Source organism: uncultured Jannaschia sp., from assembly GCF_947494055.1.
Taxonomy (GTDB): domain Bacteria; phylum Pseudomonadota; class Alphaproteobacteria; order Rhodobacterales; family Rhodobacteraceae; genus Jannaschia.
This window is the reverse complement of record NZ_CANLTR010000011.1, coordinates 1-17,904: the sequence shown is the minus strand read 5'-3', so window position 1 is coordinate 17,904 and position 17,904 is coordinate 1. Positions and strand designations below refer to the sequence as shown.

18 protein-coding genes are annotated in these 17,904 nt (G+C 67.9%); 2 read left to right on the top strand and 16 right to left on the bottom strand.

All coding sequences use genetic code 11. From position 1 onward, the window contains the following. Positions 1–83 precede the first annotated feature (83 nt). A complete protein-coding gene (locus tag Q1A87_RS11535; RefSeq protein ID WP_299651435.1) occupies positions 84–1,013 on the bottom strand; it encodes a LysR substrate-binding domain-containing protein in 930 nt (309 codons plus the stop codon). 152 nt (positions 1,014–1,165) lie between these two features. Between Q1A87_RS11535 and Q1A87_RS11530 the strand changes: the two genes are divergently transcribed. Together Q1A87_RS11530 and Q1A87_RS11525 are read left to right on the top strand one after the other, a co-directional pair. After that, a complete protein-coding gene (locus tag Q1A87_RS11530) occupies positions 1,166–2,431 on the top strand; it encodes an aromatic ring-hydroxylating dioxygenase subunit alpha (protein WP_299651432.1) in 1,266 nt (421 codons plus the stop codon). After that, complete coding sequence (locus tag Q1A87_RS11525) at positions 2,428–3,480, top strand: iron-sulfur cluster-binding domain-containing protein (RefSeq protein ID WP_299651429.1); 1,053 nt, start codon at positions 2,428–2,430, stop codon at positions 3,478–3,480. Before Q1A87_RS11530 ends, Q1A87_RS11525 begins: the two co-directional genes overlap by 4 nt. 41 nt (positions 3,481–3,521) lie before the next feature. On the opposite strand, the gene phoB is transcribed toward Q1A87_RS11525, so the two are convergent. The 15 genes from phoB to Q1A87_RS11450 all read right to left on the bottom strand — a co-directional run. Beyond that, positions 3,522–4,211: a phosphate regulon transcriptional regulator PhoB gene (gene phoB, locus Q1A87_RS11520; RefSeq protein WP_299651426.1), complete on the bottom strand. Its 690-nt coding sequence runs from the start codon at positions 4,209–4,211 to the stop codon at positions 3,522–3,524. A 1-nt stretch (position 4,212) separates the two neighbouring features. After that, the gene (phoU, locus tag Q1A87_RS11515) at positions 4,213–4,932 is read right to left on the bottom strand and encodes a phosphate signaling complex protein PhoU (protein ID WP_299651423.1); all 720 of its coding nucleotides are present in this window, start codon (positions 4,930–4,932) and stop codon (positions 4,213–4,215) included. Positions 4,933–4,936: 4 nt separating this feature from the next. Beyond that, positions 4,937–5,734 (bottom strand): phosphate ABC transporter ATP-binding protein PstB, encoded by a 798-nt coding sequence (gene pstB / locus Q1A87_RS11510; protein ID WP_299651420.1) that lies wholly within the window; start codon positions 5,732–5,734, stop codon positions 4,937–4,939. Between the two features lie 11 nt (positions 5,735–5,745). Beyond that, complete coding sequence (gene pstA / locus Q1A87_RS11505; RefSeq protein ID WP_299651417.1) at positions 5,746–7,101, bottom strand: phosphate ABC transporter permease PstA; 1,356 nt, start codon at positions 7,099–7,101, stop codon at positions 5,746–5,748. Beyond that, complete coding sequence (gene pstC / locus Q1A87_RS11500; protein WP_299651414.1) at positions 7,098–8,561, bottom strand: phosphate ABC transporter permease subunit PstC; 1,464 nt, start codon at positions 8,559–8,561, stop codon at positions 7,098–7,100. Before pstC ends, pstA begins: the two co-directional genes overlap by 4 nt. Before the next feature lie 55 nt (positions 8,562–8,616). Then, the gene (locus tag Q1A87_RS11495) at positions 8,617–9,651 is read right to left on the bottom strand and encodes a substrate-binding domain-containing protein (RefSeq protein ID WP_299651411.1); all 1,035 of its coding nucleotides are present in this window, start codon (positions 9,649–9,651) and stop codon (positions 8,617–8,619) included. Positions 9,652–9,757: 106 nt separating this feature from the next. Next, the gene (locus tag Q1A87_RS11490) at positions 9,758–10,810 is read right to left on the bottom strand and encodes an ATP-binding protein (protein WP_299651409.1); all 1,053 of its coding nucleotides are present in this window, start codon (positions 10,808–10,810) and stop codon (positions 9,758–9,760) included. 1 nt (position 10,811) lies between these two features. Beyond that, a complete protein-coding gene (locus tag Q1A87_RS11485) occupies positions 10,812–11,990 on the bottom strand; it encodes an aminotransferase class I/II-fold pyridoxal phosphate-dependent enzyme (protein WP_299651406.1) in 1,179 nt (392 codons plus the stop codon). 22 nt (positions 11,991–12,012) lie between these two features. Next, positions 12,013–13,272: a glutamate-5-semialdehyde dehydrogenase gene (locus Q1A87_RS11480; RefSeq protein ID WP_299651403.1), complete on the bottom strand. Its 1,260-nt coding sequence runs from the start codon at positions 13,270–13,272 to the stop codon at positions 12,013–12,015. Continuing rightward, positions 13,269–14,348: a glutamate 5-kinase gene (gene proB, locus Q1A87_RS11475; RefSeq protein ID WP_299651608.1), complete on the bottom strand. Its 1,080-nt coding sequence runs from the start codon at positions 14,346–14,348 to the stop codon at positions 13,269–13,271. Before proB ends, Q1A87_RS11480 begins: the two co-directional genes overlap by 4 nt. An 11-nt stretch (positions 14,349–14,359) precedes the next feature. Beyond that, a complete protein-coding gene (obgE, locus tag Q1A87_RS11470) occupies positions 14,360–15,397 on the bottom strand; it encodes a GTPase ObgE (RefSeq protein ID WP_299651399.1) in 1,038 nt (345 codons plus the stop codon). Positions 15,398–15,429: 32 nt separating this feature from the next. Continuing rightward, positions 15,430–15,996 carry a GNAT family N-acetyltransferase gene (locus Q1A87_RS11465; RefSeq protein ID WP_299651397.1) on the bottom strand — a complete coding sequence of 189 codons (567 nt, stop codon included), beginning with the start codon at positions 15,994–15,996 and terminating at the stop codon, positions 15,430–15,432. A 340-nt stretch (positions 15,997–16,336) separates the two neighbouring features. After that, entirely contained in the window at positions 16,337–16,606 is a 270-nt protein-coding gene (gene rpmA / locus Q1A87_RS11460; RefSeq protein ID WP_299651393.1) for a 50S ribosomal protein L27, read from the bottom strand. A 6-nt stretch (positions 16,607–16,612) separates the two neighbouring features. Continuing rightward, positions 16,613–17,464 (bottom strand): 50S ribosomal protein L21, encoded by an 852-nt coding sequence (gene rplU, locus Q1A87_RS11455; protein ID WP_299651390.1) that lies wholly within the window; start codon positions 17,462–17,464, stop codon positions 16,613–16,615. A 231-nt stretch (positions 17,465–17,695) separates the two neighbouring features. Next, positions 17,696–17,904, bottom strand: a 209-nt coding sequence (locus Q1A87_RS11450) for a hypothetical protein (protein ID WP_299651387.1), incomplete at its 5' end; no start/stop codon positions are given.

Genomic DNA, 17,904 nt, shown 5'->3' with positions numbered 1-17,904 from the left:
TCCGCCCAGTCGACCGCCCCCGTATCGCCGCCGCCGCGCAAGCCGCGACCGACCCCGGTCCGTTTCACCGACTGGGCCTCGATCTAGCCGGTCCCGCCGCCCCGATCGGAATCACCGGCCCTCTGTTCGATCCACAGGATGAACGCGTCCGCCTCGGGCGTGACGCGCTTGTGTTCGGGGATCAGCACGTAGTGCCGCTCCGCCGGGACGAGCGCCGGCACGTCGAGCGCCACGAGACGGCCATCGGCCAGCGGGCGTTCCAGCAGGCTCGTCCAGCCGAGGGCCACGCCCTGGCCGGCGATCGCCGCATAGGCCGCGTCGGAATAGCCGCTGAAGCGAAGCCGCGCCGGCTCGAACGGCGCGTGCCAGCCGCTCTGCGCCAGCCATCCCGCCCAGTCGAGCCAGCTCGGCTCGGGCGAGGCGCTCTCGATCTTGCGGATGTCGCCGCGCCGGGCGAGGCTGTCGAGCGTCAGCGGGCCGATCCGCGCGGCGACGTCCGGCGCCGCGACCGGCACGACCGTCTCCGCGATCGACCCGGCCACGCGCATCCCGCGGAACGGCGGCTTGCCGTAACGCACCGCCACGTCGATCTGGCGATCGTCCGGCGCGTTCCACGCATCCTCGGAGATCACGCGCAGATCGATCTCCGGCGAGGCCGTCTGGAACGAGGAGATCGCGGGCAGCAGGCGGAAATGTCCGAAGGCGACCGAGACCGCCACGGTCAGCAGGGCCGCCCGCAGACGTAGCCCGTCCACCGTCTGCGCCAGATCGTCGAAGGACGCCGCCACTGCCGCGTACAGCGTCTGCCCCGCTTCGGTCAGGCGGACCCGCCGGTGGGACCGGTCGAAGAGCGTCTGTCCGACCTCCGCCTCGAGCGCCTTTACGCGGCGGCTGACCGCGGCTTGCGTCACGCCGAGCTCGTCTGCAGCAACCGTGAAGCTCTCCCGGCGCGCCGCCGCCTCGAATGCGGTCAGCGCGGTCAGGGATGGCAGGGAGCGGCGAAGGCGATGCATGACGGGACCTGCCGGTGGCGAATTTCGCAGTGAGGCTAACCGAAACGCCCGTCGAATCCATGAGCCCAGCGTATGAATCCCGGAACATTTGTGCCGTTGCGATGCCACGCTGCGGCGATATCGTTTCTGCAAGCGCGAAGGAGCTTGCGACGATGCTGATGGACAAACCCGTGGCCTCCCCCGTGGCGCCGCTGCTGGCGGCCCGCGCGCCGGGGCATACCCTGCCCGCCGGGCTTTATACCTCGCCGGATGCCTGGCGCGCCGATTGCGACGCGATCTTCTCGCGGCACTGGATCGCCGTCGGCGTGGCCTGCGACGTCGCAGAAGCGGGCGACGTGATCTCGCTCGATATCGGCCCCTCCTCCATCGTCATCCTGCGCGACGACGACGACGAACTGCGTGCTTTCCACAACGTCTGCTCGCATCGTGGCGCGCGGCTGGTCCCGCCGGGACGGTCGGTCGTGGGCAAGCTCGTCTGCCCCTACCACCAGTGGACCTACGACCTCGACGGTGCCCTGGCCTTGGCGCCACATATGGGCGTCGATTTCGACCGCGACCTGCATCACCTGAAGCCGGTCGCGCTGCGCAACGTGGGCGGCATCCTCTATGCCTGCCTGTCGGACGACCCGCCCGCGGATATCGACGAACTGGCCCGCGTGATGGCGCCGCGGCTCGCGCCCTACGACCTGTCGAACGCGAAGATCGCCTTCGAGGAGGACATCGTCGAGGCGGGCAACTGGAAGCTGACGATGGAGAACAACCGCGAGTGCTATCACTGCGCGTCGAACCATCCGCAGCTGTCGCTGTCCTTCCACGCCGCCGATTTCGGCTACGACCCCGAGGGCCTGACCGAGAGCGAGCGCGCCGAGGCGAACGCCCTTCTCGACGCCTATGCCCGTTACGACGAATACTGGGACAAGGAAGGGATGGATCACGCCGCCGTCGAGCATACGGTCGGCTGGCCCACCAACTTCCGCACGCAGCGTCTGATCATCGCGGGGCTGGGCGAGAGCCAGACGCTCGATACCCGTGCCGCCGTGTCGCTGCCGCTCGGGCAGGCGGACAAGCCTTGGATGGGGGACATGCATCTTTGGGGCATCAATTCCTGGAAACATATCATGGCCGACCACGCCGTGATCATCTCGGCCTATCCGATCGCGCCCGACCGGACCCTCGTTCGCACCAAGTGGCTCGTCCACAAGGATGCGGTCGAGGGCGAGGATTACGACCTCGAGAACCTCACCTCGGTCTGGCGGACGACCAACGCGGAGGACGCGCATCTGGTCGGGCTCGCCCATCAGGGCGTCTCCTCCGCCGGCTACCGGCCCGGCCCCTATTCCCGGTACACCGAACGCGCGCTCGACGAATTCGCGACCTGGTATGTCGACCGCATGACGGCGCACGGATACGCCGGATGACCGAGGTCGACCTCGCCCTCTGGAATGCCCGCCGCCGCCGCCGCTTTCCGCCCGACCGCTGGGGCCGGCTCGTCTGCCGGGCCGCCTGGGACGAGGTTCCGGGCGTCCGGACCTTCTTCCTCGTCCCCGAGGATGGCAGCCGGATCGAGCACGATCCCGGTCAGTTCATGACCTTCCGCATCGAGACGGAGGCGGGCACGGTCGAGCGCTGTTATACCATCGCCTCCTCCGCCGCGCGGGACGGGGGCATCGAGATCACCGTCAAACGGCAGGCGGGCGCGGGCGCCGCGCGACTGCATGACGCGATGACGCCCGGCGCGGTGATCGAGGCGTTCGGGCCGTCGGGACGCTTCGGCCCCGTGGCTTGGCCCGACGATCGCTATGCCCTCCTCGCCGCCGGCAGCGGGGTGACGCCGATGCTGTCGATCCTGCGCACGGCGGCCGACCGCGGCATCGACCTCGATGCGGTGCTGGTGCAGGTCGCACCAACCGCCGGGGAGTTCATCGCCACCGACGAGTTGCAGTCGCTGATCCGCCGCATGCCCCGGCTCTCGGTCGTGCCGACGACGACGCGGGAGCCTCATTCCGTGCGACTCGACGAAACGGTGCTGACGCGCATCGTTCCCGACCTCGCGGAACGGACCGTCCTGTGCTGCGGCCCGCGCGGCTTCATGGAGATGGTCCGCGCTGCCGCGCTCGGCGCCGGCGTGCCGCCCGAGCGCTACGGCGAGGAGAGCTTCGACTTCTCCTCTCCAGCCGAGGAAATCGCGGCCGGGGCCGACACGCCGGTCCGCACGGTGACCTTCGCGCGCACGGGTCGGACCTTCGACTGCGCCGAGACGACGACCATCCTTGGCGCGGTCAAGGCAGCGGGTTTGCCACTACCGTCGTCCTGCGCGCGGGGCATGTGCGGGACGTGCAAGACCTTCAAGCATTCCGGCGAAGTCACGATGGCCCATGACGGCGGCATCCGTCAGCGGGAGATCGACCGGGGCTTCATCCTGCCCTGCGTCAGCCGGCCGCTCACGGACATCGTGCTCGATTGCTGAGACTTGCCTGCGCGGACGGGTTCGGGCGAGCCGTCTGAAGCTCAGCCGAGCGCGTAGCCGGCGCCGCGCACGGTCCGGATCGGATCGCTCGCCTCGCCCGAACTGCGCAGCGCTTTCCGCAGGCGTCCGACATGGACGTCGACCGTCCGGCTGTCCACGTAGATGTCGCGGCCCCAGACCCGGTCCAGAAGCTGGTCGCGGGACCAGACCCTTCCCGGCCGCTCCATGAACGTGGTCAGGAGGCGGAACTCGGTCGGCCCGAGATGCAGCTCGCGACTGGCGCGGAAGACGCGGTGCTCGGCGGTGTCGACGAGAACATCCTCGAATTCCAGCCGCTCCCCCATCGAGGCCGGACGAACGCGTCGTAGTTGCGTGCGGATGCGCGCCATCAATTCGACGACCGAATAGGGCTTCACCATGTAATCGTCGGCCCCGATCTCGAGGCCGCGGACCCGGTCCACCTCCTCCGAACGGGCGGAGATCATGATGACCGGGATCGCGCGGGTCTCCGCCGCGGCCTTCAACTGACGGCACACCTCGATGCCGGAAACTTCGGGCAGCATCCAGTCGAGCAGGACGAGGTCCGGATGATCCTCCCGCGCGAGGTCGAGCGCCGCGCCGCCGGAGGTCGCCTGACGCACGTCGTAGCCTTCGGCCTCCAGGTTGTAGACCAGGACTTCCCGCTGCGGCGCTTCGTCTTCGACGACGAGGACGGAGGGTTGCGCGGCCATGTCAGCGCGCCTGCCCGCCCGCGGCCGTCGATGTCATGTCGGCCTTGGTCCGCTCGTCGTCGGGCATCTCTCCGGTGACGAGATAGACGACCTGCTCGGCGATGCCGGTGATCAGGTCGCCCATCCGCTCGATGTTCTTCGCCATGAAGTGCAGGTGCATGCAGGAAGTGATGTTGCGCGGATCCTCCATCATGTGCGTTAGGTATTCGCGGAACAGTCCGTTATACATCTGGTCCACCTCCGCATCCCGCGCCCGGACGTCCCGCGCGAGGTCCGCGTCCCGCTGGATATAGGCGTCGAGCGCGTCCTTGAGCATGAGCTGAACAGCCTTCGACATCCGGCGCAGGGACGCCGTGCCACCCTCGACCTGGTGCAGTTCCGTGAGGATTTCGGTGCGTTTGGCGATGTTCTTCGCGTAATCTCCGACCCGCTCAAGTGCCGCCGAGATGCGGAACACCGACAGCACCGTCCGAAGATCGGAGGCGATCGGCTGACGCAGGGCGATCACGCGTGCCGCCTCCTCGTTCACCTGCTCCTCGAGCTTGTCGATGGCGCGATCCTTCGCGCGGACCTGCGAAGCAAGATCGGCATCGCTGGCCATCAGCGCGGTCGTCGCGTTGTCGATTGCCTCCTCGACCATGCCGCCCATCTTCATGATGAGTGCCTGGATCGCCTCGAGGTCGCGGTCGAACGCATTGGAGATGTGAGGATTCTGGTTCACGGTGTCACCCGATCCTTCCGGTGATGTAATTCTCGGTCCGCATATCCTGCGGATTAGTGAAGATCTGGCCGGTCTCGCCGTACTCCACCAGCTCGCCCAGATGGAAATAGGCCGTCTTCTGGCTCACGCGGCTGGCCTGCGACATCGAATGCGTGACGATCACGACGGAGTAGTTCTCGCGCAGCTCGTGGATCAGGTTCTCGACCTGATCGGTGGCGATGGGGTCCAGAGCGGAGCACGGCTCGTCCATCAGCAGGATCTCGGGCGAGGTCGCGACGGCCCGCGCGATGCAGAGGCGCTGTTGCTGTCCGCCCGAGAGCCCCGTTCCGGCGGCGGAAAGCCGGTCCTTCACTTCCTCCCACAGCGCGGCCCGACGAAGCGCCTTCTCGACGATCCCGTCGAGATCGGCGCGATCCCTGGCGAGCCCGTGTATCCGCGGCCCGTAGGCCACGTTGTCGTAGATCGACTTCGGGAACGGGTTCGGCTTCTGGAACACCATGCCGACCTTCGCGCGAAGCTGCACCGGGTCGACGCGGCGGTCGTAGATATCCTCGCCATCGATCTCGATATGGCCTTCGACCCGTGCGGTCGAAATCGTGTCGTTCATCCGGTTGAGGCAGCGCAGGAACGTCGACTTGCCGCAGCCCGACGGGCCGATGAACGCAGTCACCGTCTTGTCGGGAATGTCGACGCTCACGTTCTTGATGGCGTGAGTGTCTCCGTAGAAGACTTGCACGTCGCGCGCGGCGATCTTGGTCGTGTCTACCCGCACGGCTCTCTCCATGTGTCGCATGTCGTTCATGGGATAACCCCTTACCAGCGGCGTTCAAACCGGCGACGCAGGAAGATCGCCGTCAGGTTCATGAGAAGGAGGAACGCGAGAAGGACGATGATCGCCCCGCTGGCGCGTTCCACGAAGGCCGGATCGGATCGCTGCGTCCAGTTGAAGACCTGCACGGGCAGCGCGGTGGCCGGGTCGAAGAAACCGCCGTCGAGCGGCGTGTCCGGGTATTCGCGGACGAAGGCCACCATGCCGATGAGCAGGAGCGGCGCCGTCTCGCCGAGCGCCTGCGCCAAGCCGATGATGGTACCGGTCAGGATGCCCGGCATGGCGAGCGGCAGGACATGGTGGAACACGCTCTGCATCTTCGACGCGCCGAGCCCGAGCGCCGCGTCGCGGATCGAGGGCGGCACGGCCTTCAGCGCGGCGCGGGTCGCGATGATGATCGTCGGCAGCGTCATCAGCGTCAGGACGAGCCCGCCGACGATGGGCGCCGATTGCGGCAGGCCCGCGAAGTTGATGAAGATCGCGAGGCCCAGAATGCCGAAGACGATCGACGGCACGGCGGCGAGGTTGGATATGTTCACCTCGATCAGGTCGGTCCAGCGGTTCTGCGGAGCGAACTCCTCGAGATAGATGCTGGCCGCCACGCCGATGGGCAGGGCGAGGACGAGCACGATCAGCATCATGTAGGCCGAACCGATGATCGCGACGCCCAGGCCCGCGGCCTCGGGTCGCGTGTCGGACGCATCTGGTGCCGTGAGGAAGCGCCAGTCGAGCCCGGTCTTGAGCGCGCCCCGCTCCTCCAGAGCTTCCGCAAGCTGCAACTGCTCGGGGCTGATATTGCTGTCGAGTTCGGCGCTCGCATAGGAGACGCGGCCCTTGTAGAAGCCGTCGATCCGGCCGGAGGCCAGGACGTTCACCTCGATGGTCTGCCCGATAAGGTCCGGGTTGTTGAGAACGCGGTTGCGAAGCTGCGCGACGGATTCGTCGGAGATCAGCTCCATTGCATCGCCGGGGTCCAGTTCGGTCTCGATCCCCGCAGCGGCGATCGTCGCCTGCAGGCCGTCGCGCAGGAGCGGCGCGTAGCCGAAGGTCGTCACCTTGGCCATCTCGTCGTAGTCGCGCACGCCGGACGGGTCGAGACGTTCCGCGTCGAGCGTCACCTGCATCGCGATCGTCGTCTGCCGGAACGCCGACAAGCCGCTCGTCAGGATCGAGGTCAGGAGCAGCACCAGCGCGGCGATGCCGATGCAGACGGCGATCAGCCCGTAGATCTTGAACCGGCCCTCGGCGGCATTGCGCTTCGCCGTCCGCTGGTCCTTGGCAAGGAGGCTTCCCTGCCCGGCCCCGCTTGGCACGGCGCCCGATGCGGTCGCGTCGGTCATTCGTACTGCTCCCGGTACTTGCGGACGATGAAGAGGGCCAGGACATTGAGCCCCAGCGTGATCACGAAAAGCGTCAGCCCGAGCGCGAAGGCGACGAGCGTCTCGGGGCTGTTGAAGTCGGTGTCGCCGGTCAGCTGGCTCACGATCTTCACAGTGACGGTCGTCATCGCCTCGAACGGATTGAGGTCGAGTCGGGCCGCCGCGCCGGCGCCCAGCACCACGATCATCGTCTCGCCGATGGCCCGCGACGCGGCAAGCAGGATGGCACCGACGATGCCCGGCAGCGCGGCGGGGACGATGACCTGCCGGATCGTCTCGGACTTGGTGGCGCCGAGGCCCAGCGAGCCGTCGCGCATCGCCTGCGGCACGGCGTTGATGATGTCGTCCGACAGCGAGGAGACGAACGGGATCAGCATGATCCCCATGACGAGCCCGGCCGTCATCACCGAGGAGGCAGAGTTCCCGAGACCGAGCGGTGAAGCGATGGCGTCCCGCAGGAGGGGACCGACCGTGATCAGGGCGAACAGGCCGTAGACGATGGTCGGGATCCCCGCGAGGATCTCGATGGCGGGCTTGGCGACGGAGCGGAACGCCCGGCCGGCATATTCCGACAGGTAGATCGCCGAGAAGAGGCCGATCGGCACGGCCACGATCAGCGCGATGAACGAGATGTAGAGCGTGCCCCAGAGAAGCGGCAGGATGCCGAGTTCGGACGCGCCGCCGCGGCCCGAGAAGCTCGGCTGCCAGGTCGCGTTGAAGAAGAAGCGCGTGAAGGGGTATTGCGAGAAGAAGTTCGCCGTCTCGAAGAGCATCGACATGACGATGCCGAGCGTCGTCAGGATCGCGATCGAGGCAGACGCCATCAGAAGGGCGAGGACGCCCTTCTCCACCACGTTGCGGGCCCGGAAGGTGCCTTCGCTGCGGTGGATCGCGATGGCCGCGCCGATCACCGCGACGGCGAGGACGGCGATGCCCATGATCCAGCGCAGCGTGCGGCTCGTCGCGCGGTAGTCCTTGGCGGCGTCGAGCACCGGCTGCGTCAGCGGCGCGCCGAGCGCGGTGCCGCCCTGCATCAGCATCGCGCCGACCTCCGCCGGCGTGGCCTCCGCGAAGTCGCTCGCGGTGAAGTCTTGCGCCAGAAGCCCCGATTCGAGCCCGTCGGCAACCCGGCGGACGTCGGAGACGACGAGGCTCATGGTCGTGCCCTCGCGCAGCGCAGCCCTCGAAAGGTCGCCGCGGATCGCGCGCTCGAGGAACAGCGGCTGCAACAGCATCCACCCGATGAGCAGCGCCAGCGCCGGGACGAGCGACACGATCAGCCCGTTCAGGCCGTAATAGGTCGGCAGGCTGTGCAACCGACGCGCATCGCCATCGACCGAAGCGATGGCCCGATGCCGCGCGAAGACGAACGCCAAGGTGCCGATGGCGGCAAGGAACAGGAGGACGAAGCTAACTTGCATCTGGGTCTCCGACGCGTCGTGGGAATGGGCCGGGGTCGCCCCCGACCCGGTCCGATCAGTTCATCACCGATTCCTGGGCGACCTTGTCCTGCGTCTCGGCCAGTTCCGGATCGGGCACGAGGCCGTAATCCGAGAGCGGGCCGCCGGGGCCGGCAATGTCGTTGGAGACGAAGAACTCGGCGTATTCCTTCAGGCCGGGGATGGCCGCGAGATGCGCCGCCTTGATGTAGAAGTAGAGGGGCCGCGACACCGGATACTCGCCGGAGGCGATGGTCTCGGTGGAGGGCTCGACCCCGCCCATCGTGGCGACCTTCAGCGTGTCGGTGTTGTTCTCGTAGAACGACAGGCCGAACACGCCGACGCCGTTCGCGTCGCTCTCGATCCGCGCCAGCGTCTCGGTGTAGTCGCCGTCGATGTCGACGCTGCGCCCGTCGGCGCGGACCGACATGCAGGCCTCTTCGACCGCGTCCTCGTCCATGCCGGCGGAGGTCATGCGCTCCATCGCGCCGGTATCCTCGCAGCCCTGCAGCATGACCTTCTCCTCGAAGACCTCGCGCGTGCCGTGCTTGGTGCCGGGGATGAAGGCCAGGATCTCGGCGTCGGGCAGGCTCTCGTCGACGTCGGTCCAGTTCGTGTTCGGGTTCCCCTCCATCGCACCGTCCTCGCCCGGGATCTCGGCGGCAAGCGCCTGGTACCACTGGGCGGGGGTGAAGGCGCCGAAGTCGGGCCCGTTCTGCTGGCTGGCGAAGACGATCCCGTCATAGCCGATGCGGACCTCGATGATATCGGTCACGCCGGCATCGGCGCAGGCCTGGACCTCGCTGTCGCGGATCGCGCGGGAGGCGTTGGCGATGTCGATCGTGTTCGCGCCCACGCCCTCGCAGAAACGCTTCAGGCCGGCCGAGGAGCCGCCCGATTCGACGACGGGCGTCGGGAAGTCGAAGTTCTCGCCGAAGGCTTCGGCGACGATCGAGGCATAGGGCAGCACGGTCGAGGACCCGGCGATCTGAACCTGATCGCGCGCGGCGGCGGCGGTTGCGGAAACGGCGGCGAGCGCCAGACCCGAAATGGCGGTCTTGGTGAGGGACATGGAATGCTCCTGATGTTCCGTACGTAGGACGAACGCCCCACGGCATCCGTTGATGCCGCCAGCTAGGCGCCGGATGTTTGCCTTTTGTGACGATCAAGTAACGGTTTTATGACAACGGGTCGGTCGGTCGGATTTCGGCCGGAAGCGTCACCGTCACCCGCGTTCCCTGCCCCGGCTCGCTCTCGATCCTGAGGCGGCCGCGGTGGCGGTTCACGATGTGCTTGACGATGGCGAGCCCCAATCCGGTGCCGCCGGTGGCTCGACTGCGTCCCGTATCGACACGGTAGAATCGCTCGGTCAGGCGCGGGATATGCTCGGGCGCGATGCCGGGTCCCTGATCGGACACCGCGATGCGCCACGCCGGGCCGCGGATCACCGGCTCCCGCGCGATGCGGTCGACCACGATCTCGACCGTGCCAGGTCGCGCGCCGTACTTGATCGCGTTTTCCAGCAGGTTCGCGAAAACCTGGATGAGCTGGTCCCGGTCGCCCGGCGCGGGGGCCGCGTCGGGGCCGTGCAGATCGAACGTCACCCCCTCTGCTTCGGCACCGGGACGGATCGGGTCGATCGCCTCGCCCAGCACGACGATCAGGTCCAGCCGATCCGTCGGCCGCCGCCGCGACTGCCCTTCCAGCCGGCTCAGCGAGAGCAGGTCGGAGACCAGCCGGTTCATCCGCGACGCCTCGAGCGCCATGAGGGAGAGGAACCGTGCCTGTCCCTTCGGATCGTCGCGGGCCGGTCCCTGCAGCGTCTCGATGAAGCCGAGGATGGCGGTGAGCGGCGTCTTCAGCTCATGGCTGACATTGGCGACGAAGTCCCGGCGCATGGATTCCCCGGCGCGGAGCTCGGAGACGTCGCGGAACACCAAAAGCACCTGCCGCTGTCCGCTGCGCGCCGGCAACGGACTGACCCGCACCTCGTAGAGCGTCTCGACCTCGCCCGAGGAATGGGTGAAGCGCGCCCGTCCCGGTGTGCCTTCGGCGAAGGCGTCCTCCACCGGAGCAAGCAGCGAGGGCTGGCGCAGGACGCTGACATAGGACCGCCCGACGACCCAGACGCCCAGCCGTTCCTGCGCGGCGCCGTTCGCCACCGCGACCCGTCCGTTCGCGTCGAGCAGGAGCGCCGGCTCGAGGAGCGCGTCGAGGACGGCGGCGAGCATATCAGCCGACGGCGTCGAGCGCAGCGGTGAAGTCGCGGGTGAGCAGGTCCAGCGGCTCGCAGCCGACCGAAACGCGGAAGAAGCCTTCCGTGATGCCGAGGGCGGCACGTCCCTCGGGCGTCAGGCCGCGGTGGCTGGAGGAGGCGGGATGCGAGAGCGTCGTGCCCACGTCGCCCAGAGTCGGTGCGAAGGCGACCAGCGGTGCCGCACGGGTCAGCGCGTTCGCCGCCTCTCGCCCGCCGTGAAGCCGGAAGCTCAACATGTTTCCGAAGTTGGGCCCGAGCAGCGCGCCGGCCCGGTTGTGATCGGGATGGTCCGGGCGGCCGGGATAGAGGACGCGCTCGACGGCTTCGTGCGTCGAGACGATCTCGGCCAGCGCGGCGGCATTGGCCTGCGTCCGCTCGAAGCGCATGTCGAACGTGTAGAGACCGCGTTCCGCCATCCAGCAATCCCACGGGCTCGGCGTGAGGCCCAGCGTGACGTTCGTGTCATAGATCGCCTTCCGCTGCGCCGCGTCCCGGGCCAGCACGTAGCCCAGCGTCACGTCGGAATGGCCGGCCAGCAGCTTCGTCACCGAATGGATCACCACGTCGGCGCCGCGCGTATAGGCGGGGAAGCCGTAGGGCGTGGTAAAGGTGTTGTCGACCACGAGGATCAGGCCGCGCTCCCGCGCGAGCCGCTCGATCCCCTCCATGTCCGCGATCCGCAAGGTCGGGTTCGACACGACCTCCACGAGGATAAGCTTCGTCGCCGGCGTGATCGCCGCCGCCATCGCCGCCGCGTCCGTCGGGTCCACCAGCGTCGCGTCGATGCCCCAACGCGGCAGGTCCTGCGTCATCATCCGCAGTGACCGGCCGTAGAGCTGGTTGCCGCCGACGATGTGGTCGCCCTGCGACAGCAGGCCGAGCAGCGTGGCGGTCACCGCGGACATGCCGCTGCCGGTGATGATTCCGCCTTCGCCGCCCTCCATCCGGTCGATCATCCGGGCCAGCACGTCGGCGTTCGGATGCCCCTCACGCCCGTAGGTGTAACCGTGCGAGCGCCCTTCGTACTGCCCGTCGAGCGCGTCCGGGTCGGGCGAGGCATACACGACCGAGGGCTGCAATGGCGTGACGACGGCGCGGCTCACGCTGTCGGGGAAGGGCGTGCGGCGGACGAGGTTCGGGCGGGGTTCGGACATGCGGGTGCCTTTTCTTGGTGGTTCAGGACCGGACCGCGCCGTTCCCGGTGACGAGATACTTGAAGCTGCAAAGCTGCTCTGCCCCGACGGGTCCGCGCGCGTGCATCTTGCCGGTGGCGATACCGATCTCCGCCCCCATTCCGAACTCGCCGCCATCGGCGAACTGGGTGGAGGCGTTGTGCATCAGAATCGCGCTGTCGAGCCCGGCGAAGAAGGCGGCGACGGCATCCGCATCCTCGGCGAGGATGCAGTCGGTGTGGCTGCTGCCGTAATGCCGGATATGGGTCATCGCGTCGTGCACGTCGTCCACGACCTTCGCGGCGATCTTCAAGTCGAGGAACTCGGTCCCCCAATCGTCCTCGGTCGCCGGGACGGACCCATCGAGCCCCGGCCCGGCACGCACTTCGACGCCCGCGGCGATCAGGTCCGCGACGATCTCCGCGCCGAGCGTTTCCGCAACGTCGCGGTGGACGAGCAGGCACTCGGCCGCACCGCAGATCCCTGTGCGCCGGGTCTTGGCGTTGAGAACGACACTGCGGGCCGTGGCCGGGTCGGCGGAGCGGTCCACGTAAACATGCACGATCCCCTCGAGATGCGCGAAGACCGGCACGCGCGCTTCACGCTGCACGAGGCCGACGAGCCCCTTGCCGCCCCGCGGCACGATCACGTCGATATGCTCGACCATGCCCAGCATCTCGGAGACGGCGGCGCGGTCGCGGGTGGGGACGAGCTGGATCGCCGTCTCGGGCAGGCCGGCGCCGGTCAGACCCGCGACCAGCGCCGCGTGGATGGCGCGGGAGGAATGGAAACTCTCCGATCCGCCGCGCAGGATCACAGCATTCCCCGCCTTCAGGCACAGCGCGCCGGCATCGGCAGTAACGTTCGGCCGACTCTCGTAGATCACGCCGACCACGCCGAGCGGGGTGCGCACGCGGCGGATACGGAGGCCGTTCGGCCGCTCCCATTCCGCGAGCACGGTGCCGACAGGGTCCGGCTGCGCGGCGATGGCGCGAAGGCTCTCGACCATGCTCTCGATGCGGGATTTGTCGAGGCGGAGCCGGTCCAGCATGGCCTCCGACAACTCGCGGTCACGCCCGAACGCCATGTCCTTCGCATTTGCCGCGCATACGTCGTCCCGCCGCGCCCGGAGCGCGTCGGCCGCGCCGTCGAGCGCCGCCCGTTTCTGCTCCGCCGGCGCTGTCGCGAGCGCAGTCGACGCGGCCCGCGCGGCGGCGCCGATCTCCGCCATCAACCCCGGCACGTCCTCGATCGCGTCCTTCATATTACCATGTCGTCCCTGTGGATCAGCGCCGCGCGCCCCGGATAGCCGAGCGTCGTCGCGATGTCGCCCGACCGCAAGCCCTTGATCGCCCGTGCCTCCTCGCCCGTGTAGCGAATGAGCCCCTGCCCGAGCTTGCGTCCGTCCGGTCCCTCGATCGCAACCGGCTCGCCACGTCCGAAATTGCCTCCGACAAAGGTCACGCCCGCGGTCAGAAGCGATTTTCCCGCATTCAGCGCCGCCCGCGCACCCTCGTCGATTGCCACGGTCCCGCGCGGTCGCATCGCGGCGATCCAGCGCTTCCGGGCGGTATGCGGGTCGAGTTTCGCCGTGAACCACGTCGCCGGCGCACCGGCGGCAAGCGCCCGCAGCGGACGGTCGCCCCCGCGCGTGATGGCGAGCGCGCAGCCTGCCGCCGTCGCCGTCCGCGCGGCCATGAGCTTCGTGATCATCCCGCCCTTCGACAGGCCCGACACGCCCTCTCCGGCCATGGCGGCGATCTCCTCGGTGATCTCGTCCACCACCGGGATATGGACGGCGTCCGGGTCGAGCGCGGGATTGGCGGTGTAGAGCCCGTCCACGTCGGACAGGAGCACGCAGACCTCCGCCCCCGCCATCGCCGCGACCTGCGCGGCGAGTCGGTCGTTGTCGCCGTAGCGGATCTCGTCCGTCGCGATCGTGTCGTTCTCGTTGACGATCGGCACGACGCCGAGGGACAGGAGCGTCTCGAAGGTTGCCCGCATGTTGAGATAGCGGCGACGATCCTCGCTGTCGTCGAGCGTGAGGAGGATCTGTGCGGAAGGGGCCAGCACCTCGTCGTAGGCCGCCGCCAGACGCAGCTGACCCACGGCGGCGGCGGCCTGCGACGACTCCAGCGAAAGCGGAGGCTGGAGCGCGAGCGCGTGGCGCCCGAGCGCGATCGAGCCCGACGAGACGAGGATGACGTCCTTGCCCTCCCGCCGCAGCTCCGCGACATCGGCGGCGAGCCCGCGCAACCAGTCCGACCGAACCCTGCCGGTGGACGCATCCACGAGAAGCGCGGAGCCTATCTTGACGACGATCCGCCGGGCGGCGGTCAGAAGCCCGGCACTCAGACCGGGCTCCACGGCGCATCCCCCTCCTCGGGCGTCGCCTCCGCGGCGTCCCGGCCGATCATCACACGCAGCGCGCGCAACACCTCGGTCACGCCCGTGCCGGACACGCCGGACATGGCCATGACCTCGCCGCCCACAGCCCTGGCCAAGGTATCGCGACGCGTCGCGACCTCGTCCTCCGACAGCGCGTCGATCTTGTTGAGCACGGTCAGGCGCGGCTTCTCCGCCAGTCCTTCGCCATACATCTCCAACTCGGTCACGATGGTGCGCCAGTCCGCCACCACGTCCGCCGCCGTCCCGTCGACGAGATGCAGGAGCGCGCCGGATCGCTCGACATGACCGAGGAACCGGTCGCCGATGCCGCGCCCCTCATGCGCACCCGCAATGAGGCCCGGAATGTCGGCCACGACGAACTCGATACCGTCGACGCCGACCACGCCGAGATTGGGCACGATCGTCGTGAACGGGTAGTCGGCTATCTTCGGCCGCGCGTTCGAGGTGGCGGCGAGGAAGGTGGACTTGCCCGCATTTGGCAGCCCGAGCAGCCCGACATCCGCGATGAGCTTCAGCCGAAGCCAGATCGTGCGCTCCACTCCAGGCTGCCCGGGATTTGCCCGGCGCGGGGCCTGGTTGGTAGAGGTCTTGAAGTGCAGGTTACCGAAACCGCCATTGCCGCCCTTCGCGAGCACGATCCGCTGACCCGGTTCGGTCAGGTCGGCGATCACCGTCTCCTCGTCCTCGTCGAGGATCTCGGTGCCCACGGGCACGCGCATCACGATGTCGTCCGCGTCCCGGCCCGTACGCTGGCGTCCCATGCCGCCCTGCCCCGATTTGGCGAAGAAATGCGGCTGGTAGCGGAAGTCGATCAGCGTGTTCAGCCCCTCGACTGCCTCGACCACGACATCGCCGCCACGACCGCCGTCACCGCCGTCGGGTCCGCCGTACTCGATATACTTCTCGCGCCGGAACGACACGGCGCCGGAGCCGCCGCCGCCCGAGCGAATATAGACCTTGGTGAGATCGAGGAACTTCATGGCTCAGCCCTTACGCCGGGCCCGGACCGGCCTCAAGCCATCTGGCGCATGTAGGTCCAGGTCGGCACGACAGCCTGACGGGCCACGCAATAGGTCTCGGCATCGCCGATGTAGTCGAAGCCGGCATTCGTGAGCACCCGCGCCGAAGCGGGGTTGTCCTGGAAGATCGAGCCGAAGATCTGGCGCGAGCCGAGCGGATTGGCCGCCATCAACGCCGTGACCGCCTCGGAGGCGAAGCCGGTGTTCCAGAGCGACGGCGCGACCCAGTAGCCGATTTCGGACTGCGCGCGATCCAGGGGCTTCAGACTGACCACGCCGACGAGTTCCCCCATGTCCCGCGGCGAGGCGTCCAGCGCCCAGACCGTTTCGTCGCCCGCGCCGGACATGACCCGGGTGACGAAGGCATCCGTCGCCCCGGGCGGAAGCGGGTGCGGAATCGAGGCCGTGTTGCTCGCAAGGCGGCGGTCGCCGGTATGCAGCTCGATCGGGCCCATATCGGATCGACGAAGGGGCCGAATGATCAGACGTTCGGTCGTCAGGACGCGTTGATCCTCGGTCCTAACGATATCCAGCCTATGCGGTGCACTTTGCGGCGTCATGTCGTTCCCCCTTTATCGTCCGGGACGAAACCCGAGTTCTGCCTGCGGACGTCCCGTGCTTGCGCCACCCACGATTGCACGTCCGGGTCCCGCGGCGGCGCAACCGCCAAGCGCATAAGCGTTCTGCCTTGATACCGGCAGGCAATCGCGCGCCTGAACGGCTCTCACCTCTCGCTTGCGCACCGCGGCACTGGACGGCTCACGGTGATCCGAACCCGTCGAACCGTCAGAGGCTGAGTGTTCCATCGGACGATCCTCCCAAGAAATCGTTACCGAGAACGACGAAGGGGACCGGCGTTATCGCCGATCCCCCGAAATTCTCGACCGCTGCGGGTCCGGGTTACTCGGCGGCCTCCGCCTGGGTAAGCACGCTTACGAAGGTGCGACCCTTGAACCCCTTGCGGAAGGTGACCGCACCGTCGGTCGTGGCGAAGATCGTGTGATCCCGACCAAGGCCCACGCCCTCGCCCGGCCACCATTTCGTGCCGCGCTGACGTACGATGATGTTGCCTGCGACAGCCCGTTCGCCGCCGAAGAGCTTCACGCCAAGGCGACGGCCCGCGGAGTCGCGACCGTTGCGGGAGGAGCCACCGGCTTTCTTGTGTGCCATGCTAACTTACTCCTGTTCTGCGGCGAATCGCTTCGCCTGTTCGATCCAGCCGTCACGCTCGATGCGTCCCTTGAACGACAGCGTCTCGTCCATGTAGGCAATCTCGTCCGGACCCCAAGCGGCAATCTGGTCGAAATGGAATACCCCATGCTCGTGCAGGTTGGACTCCAGCTTCGGGCCAACGCCCGAGATCTTCTTCAGATCGTCCGGTTTGCCATCCCTTGCCTCGTCCATAAGGTTCGACGGGCGGGTGCCCACTTCTTCTCCGGAGGATGAGGCGGCGACGGCGGCGCCGACCATCGCAGCGGCCCCGACGGCGGCTGCACCAGCCACAGCGGCCTTGGTGACGGTCGATGTGCTGTCGTTTGCCTCTTCGACAGCCGCGACCGCATCATCCGCGAGGTCGGACGCCTTGCCAACAGCCGCTTTCGACGCGGTCCGCGCCTTTGCCGGCGCAGCCTTCACCGCATCCGCCGCGGAGTCGCGCGCCGTCCGCGGCATCGATCCGGCCCCGACGGCCGCCTTGACGCCAGAGGACTCCGCACCCGAAGCGAGGATATCGGTCACTCGCAGCAACGTAAGATATTGCCGGTGCCCCTTCGTGCGTTGCGAGCCGTGCTTGCGCCGGCGCTTGACGAAATGGATGAGCTTCTCGCCCCGGATCTGGTCGATCACGTCGGCCTGCACGGCAGCGCCGTCTACGCGCGGCGAGCCGACGCGCACCTCGTCCCCGCCGATCATCAGCACGTCGTTGAACTGAACCTTCTCGCCGGCCTCGCAGGCCAGCTTTTCCACACGAAGCACGTCACCCTCGGCGACCCGGTACTGCTTCCCACCGGTCTTCAGAACGGCAAACATCCGCTCTCTCCTTTTCAATCGCGCCCTTCGGTCCCCTCTCGGACGTTCTTGGCCAGCGACCCGTACGATCGCGACCACCTCGGACGGCGTGCCCTTGTCGAGCAAAAGTTTTAAAGATCGGACGGGACGATTCTCTGCCCAGCCCGTGTCGGGCGCCTATTTCATGCAGGTACGAACCTGTCAACCTGCAGCCGCGGTGTTTGTCAAAGGAGTTGTCGCCTGTCCTTGTTTTCAGGCTGCTCGCTCGGCAGGGTCGGTCATGGGGCCACTGCCAGCTTCCTGGGAGAGCGCGTCGGCGGCCCCATGACCTTCGCTCCCTAATTCAGGTCGCTCCGGATTGAGCCAGACGGAGCCGCTCGGCGTCCAGCGGCGCGTATTTTCTGACCACCGCTCGGGGCGGGCAGCACGGGCGCGTTGATACACCTGATGGCGGTTGGCGA

Bases quoted from the DNA above. Each gene is read 5' to 3' on its own strand.
- Q1A87_RS11465 (WP_299651397.1), bottom strand. From the start codon at position 15,996: ATGACGCCGCAAAGTGCACCGCATAGGCTGGATATCGTTAGGACCGAG.
- pstB (WP_299651420.1), bottom strand. From the start codon at position 5,734: ATGAACGACATGCGACACATGGAGAGAGCCGTGCGGGTAGACACGACC.
- rplU (WP_299651390.1), bottom strand. From the start codon at position 17,464: ATGTTTGCCGTTCTGAAGACCGGTGGGAAGCAGTACCGGGTCGCCGAG.
- Q1A87_RS11535 (WP_299651435.1), bottom strand. From the start codon at position 1,013: ATGCATCGCCTTCGCCGCTCCCTGCCATCCCTGACCGCGCTGACCGCA.
- obgE (WP_299651399.1), bottom strand. From the start codon at position 15,397: ATGAAGTTCCTCGATCTCACCAAGGTCTATATTCGCTCGGGCGGCGGC.
- Q1A87_RS11530 (WP_299651432.1), top strand. From the start codon at position 1,166: ATGCTGATGGACAAACCCGTGGCCTCCCCCGTGGCGCCGCTGCTGGCG.
- Q1A87_RS11490 (WP_299651409.1), bottom strand. From the start codon at position 10,810: ATGCTCGCCGCCGTCCTCGACGCGCTCCTCGAGCCGGCGCTCCTGCTC.
- Q1A87_RS11485 (WP_299651406.1), bottom strand. From the start codon at position 11,990: ATGTCCGAACCCCGCCCGAACCTCGTCCGCCGCACGCCCTTCCCCGAC.
- pstC (WP_299651414.1), bottom strand. From the start codon at position 8,561: ATGCAAGTTAGCTTCGTCCTCCTGTTCCTTGCCGCCATCGGCACCTTG.
- rpmA (WP_299651393.1), bottom strand. From the start codon at position 16,606: ATGGCACACAAGAAAGCCGGTGGCTCCTCCCGCAACGGTCGCGACTCC.
- Q1A87_RS11480 (WP_299651403.1), bottom strand. From the start codon at position 13,272: ATGAAGGACGCGATCGAGGACGTGCCGGGGTTGATGGCGGAGATCGGC.
- pstA (WP_299651417.1), bottom strand. From the start codon at position 7,101: ATGACCGACGCGACCGCATCGGGCGCCGTGCCAAGCGGGGCCGGGCAG.
- Q1A87_RS11525 (WP_299651429.1), top strand. From the start codon at position 2,428: ATGACCGAGGTCGACCTCGCCCTCTGGAATGCCCGCCGCCGCCGCCGC.
- Q1A87_RS11495 (WP_299651411.1), bottom strand. From the start codon at position 9,651: ATGTCCCTCACCAAGACCGCCATTTCGGGTCTGGCGCTCGCCGCCGTT.
- phoB (WP_299651426.1), bottom strand. From the start codon at position 4,211: ATGGCCGCGCAACCCTCCGTCCTCGTCGTCGAAGACGAAGCGCCGCAG.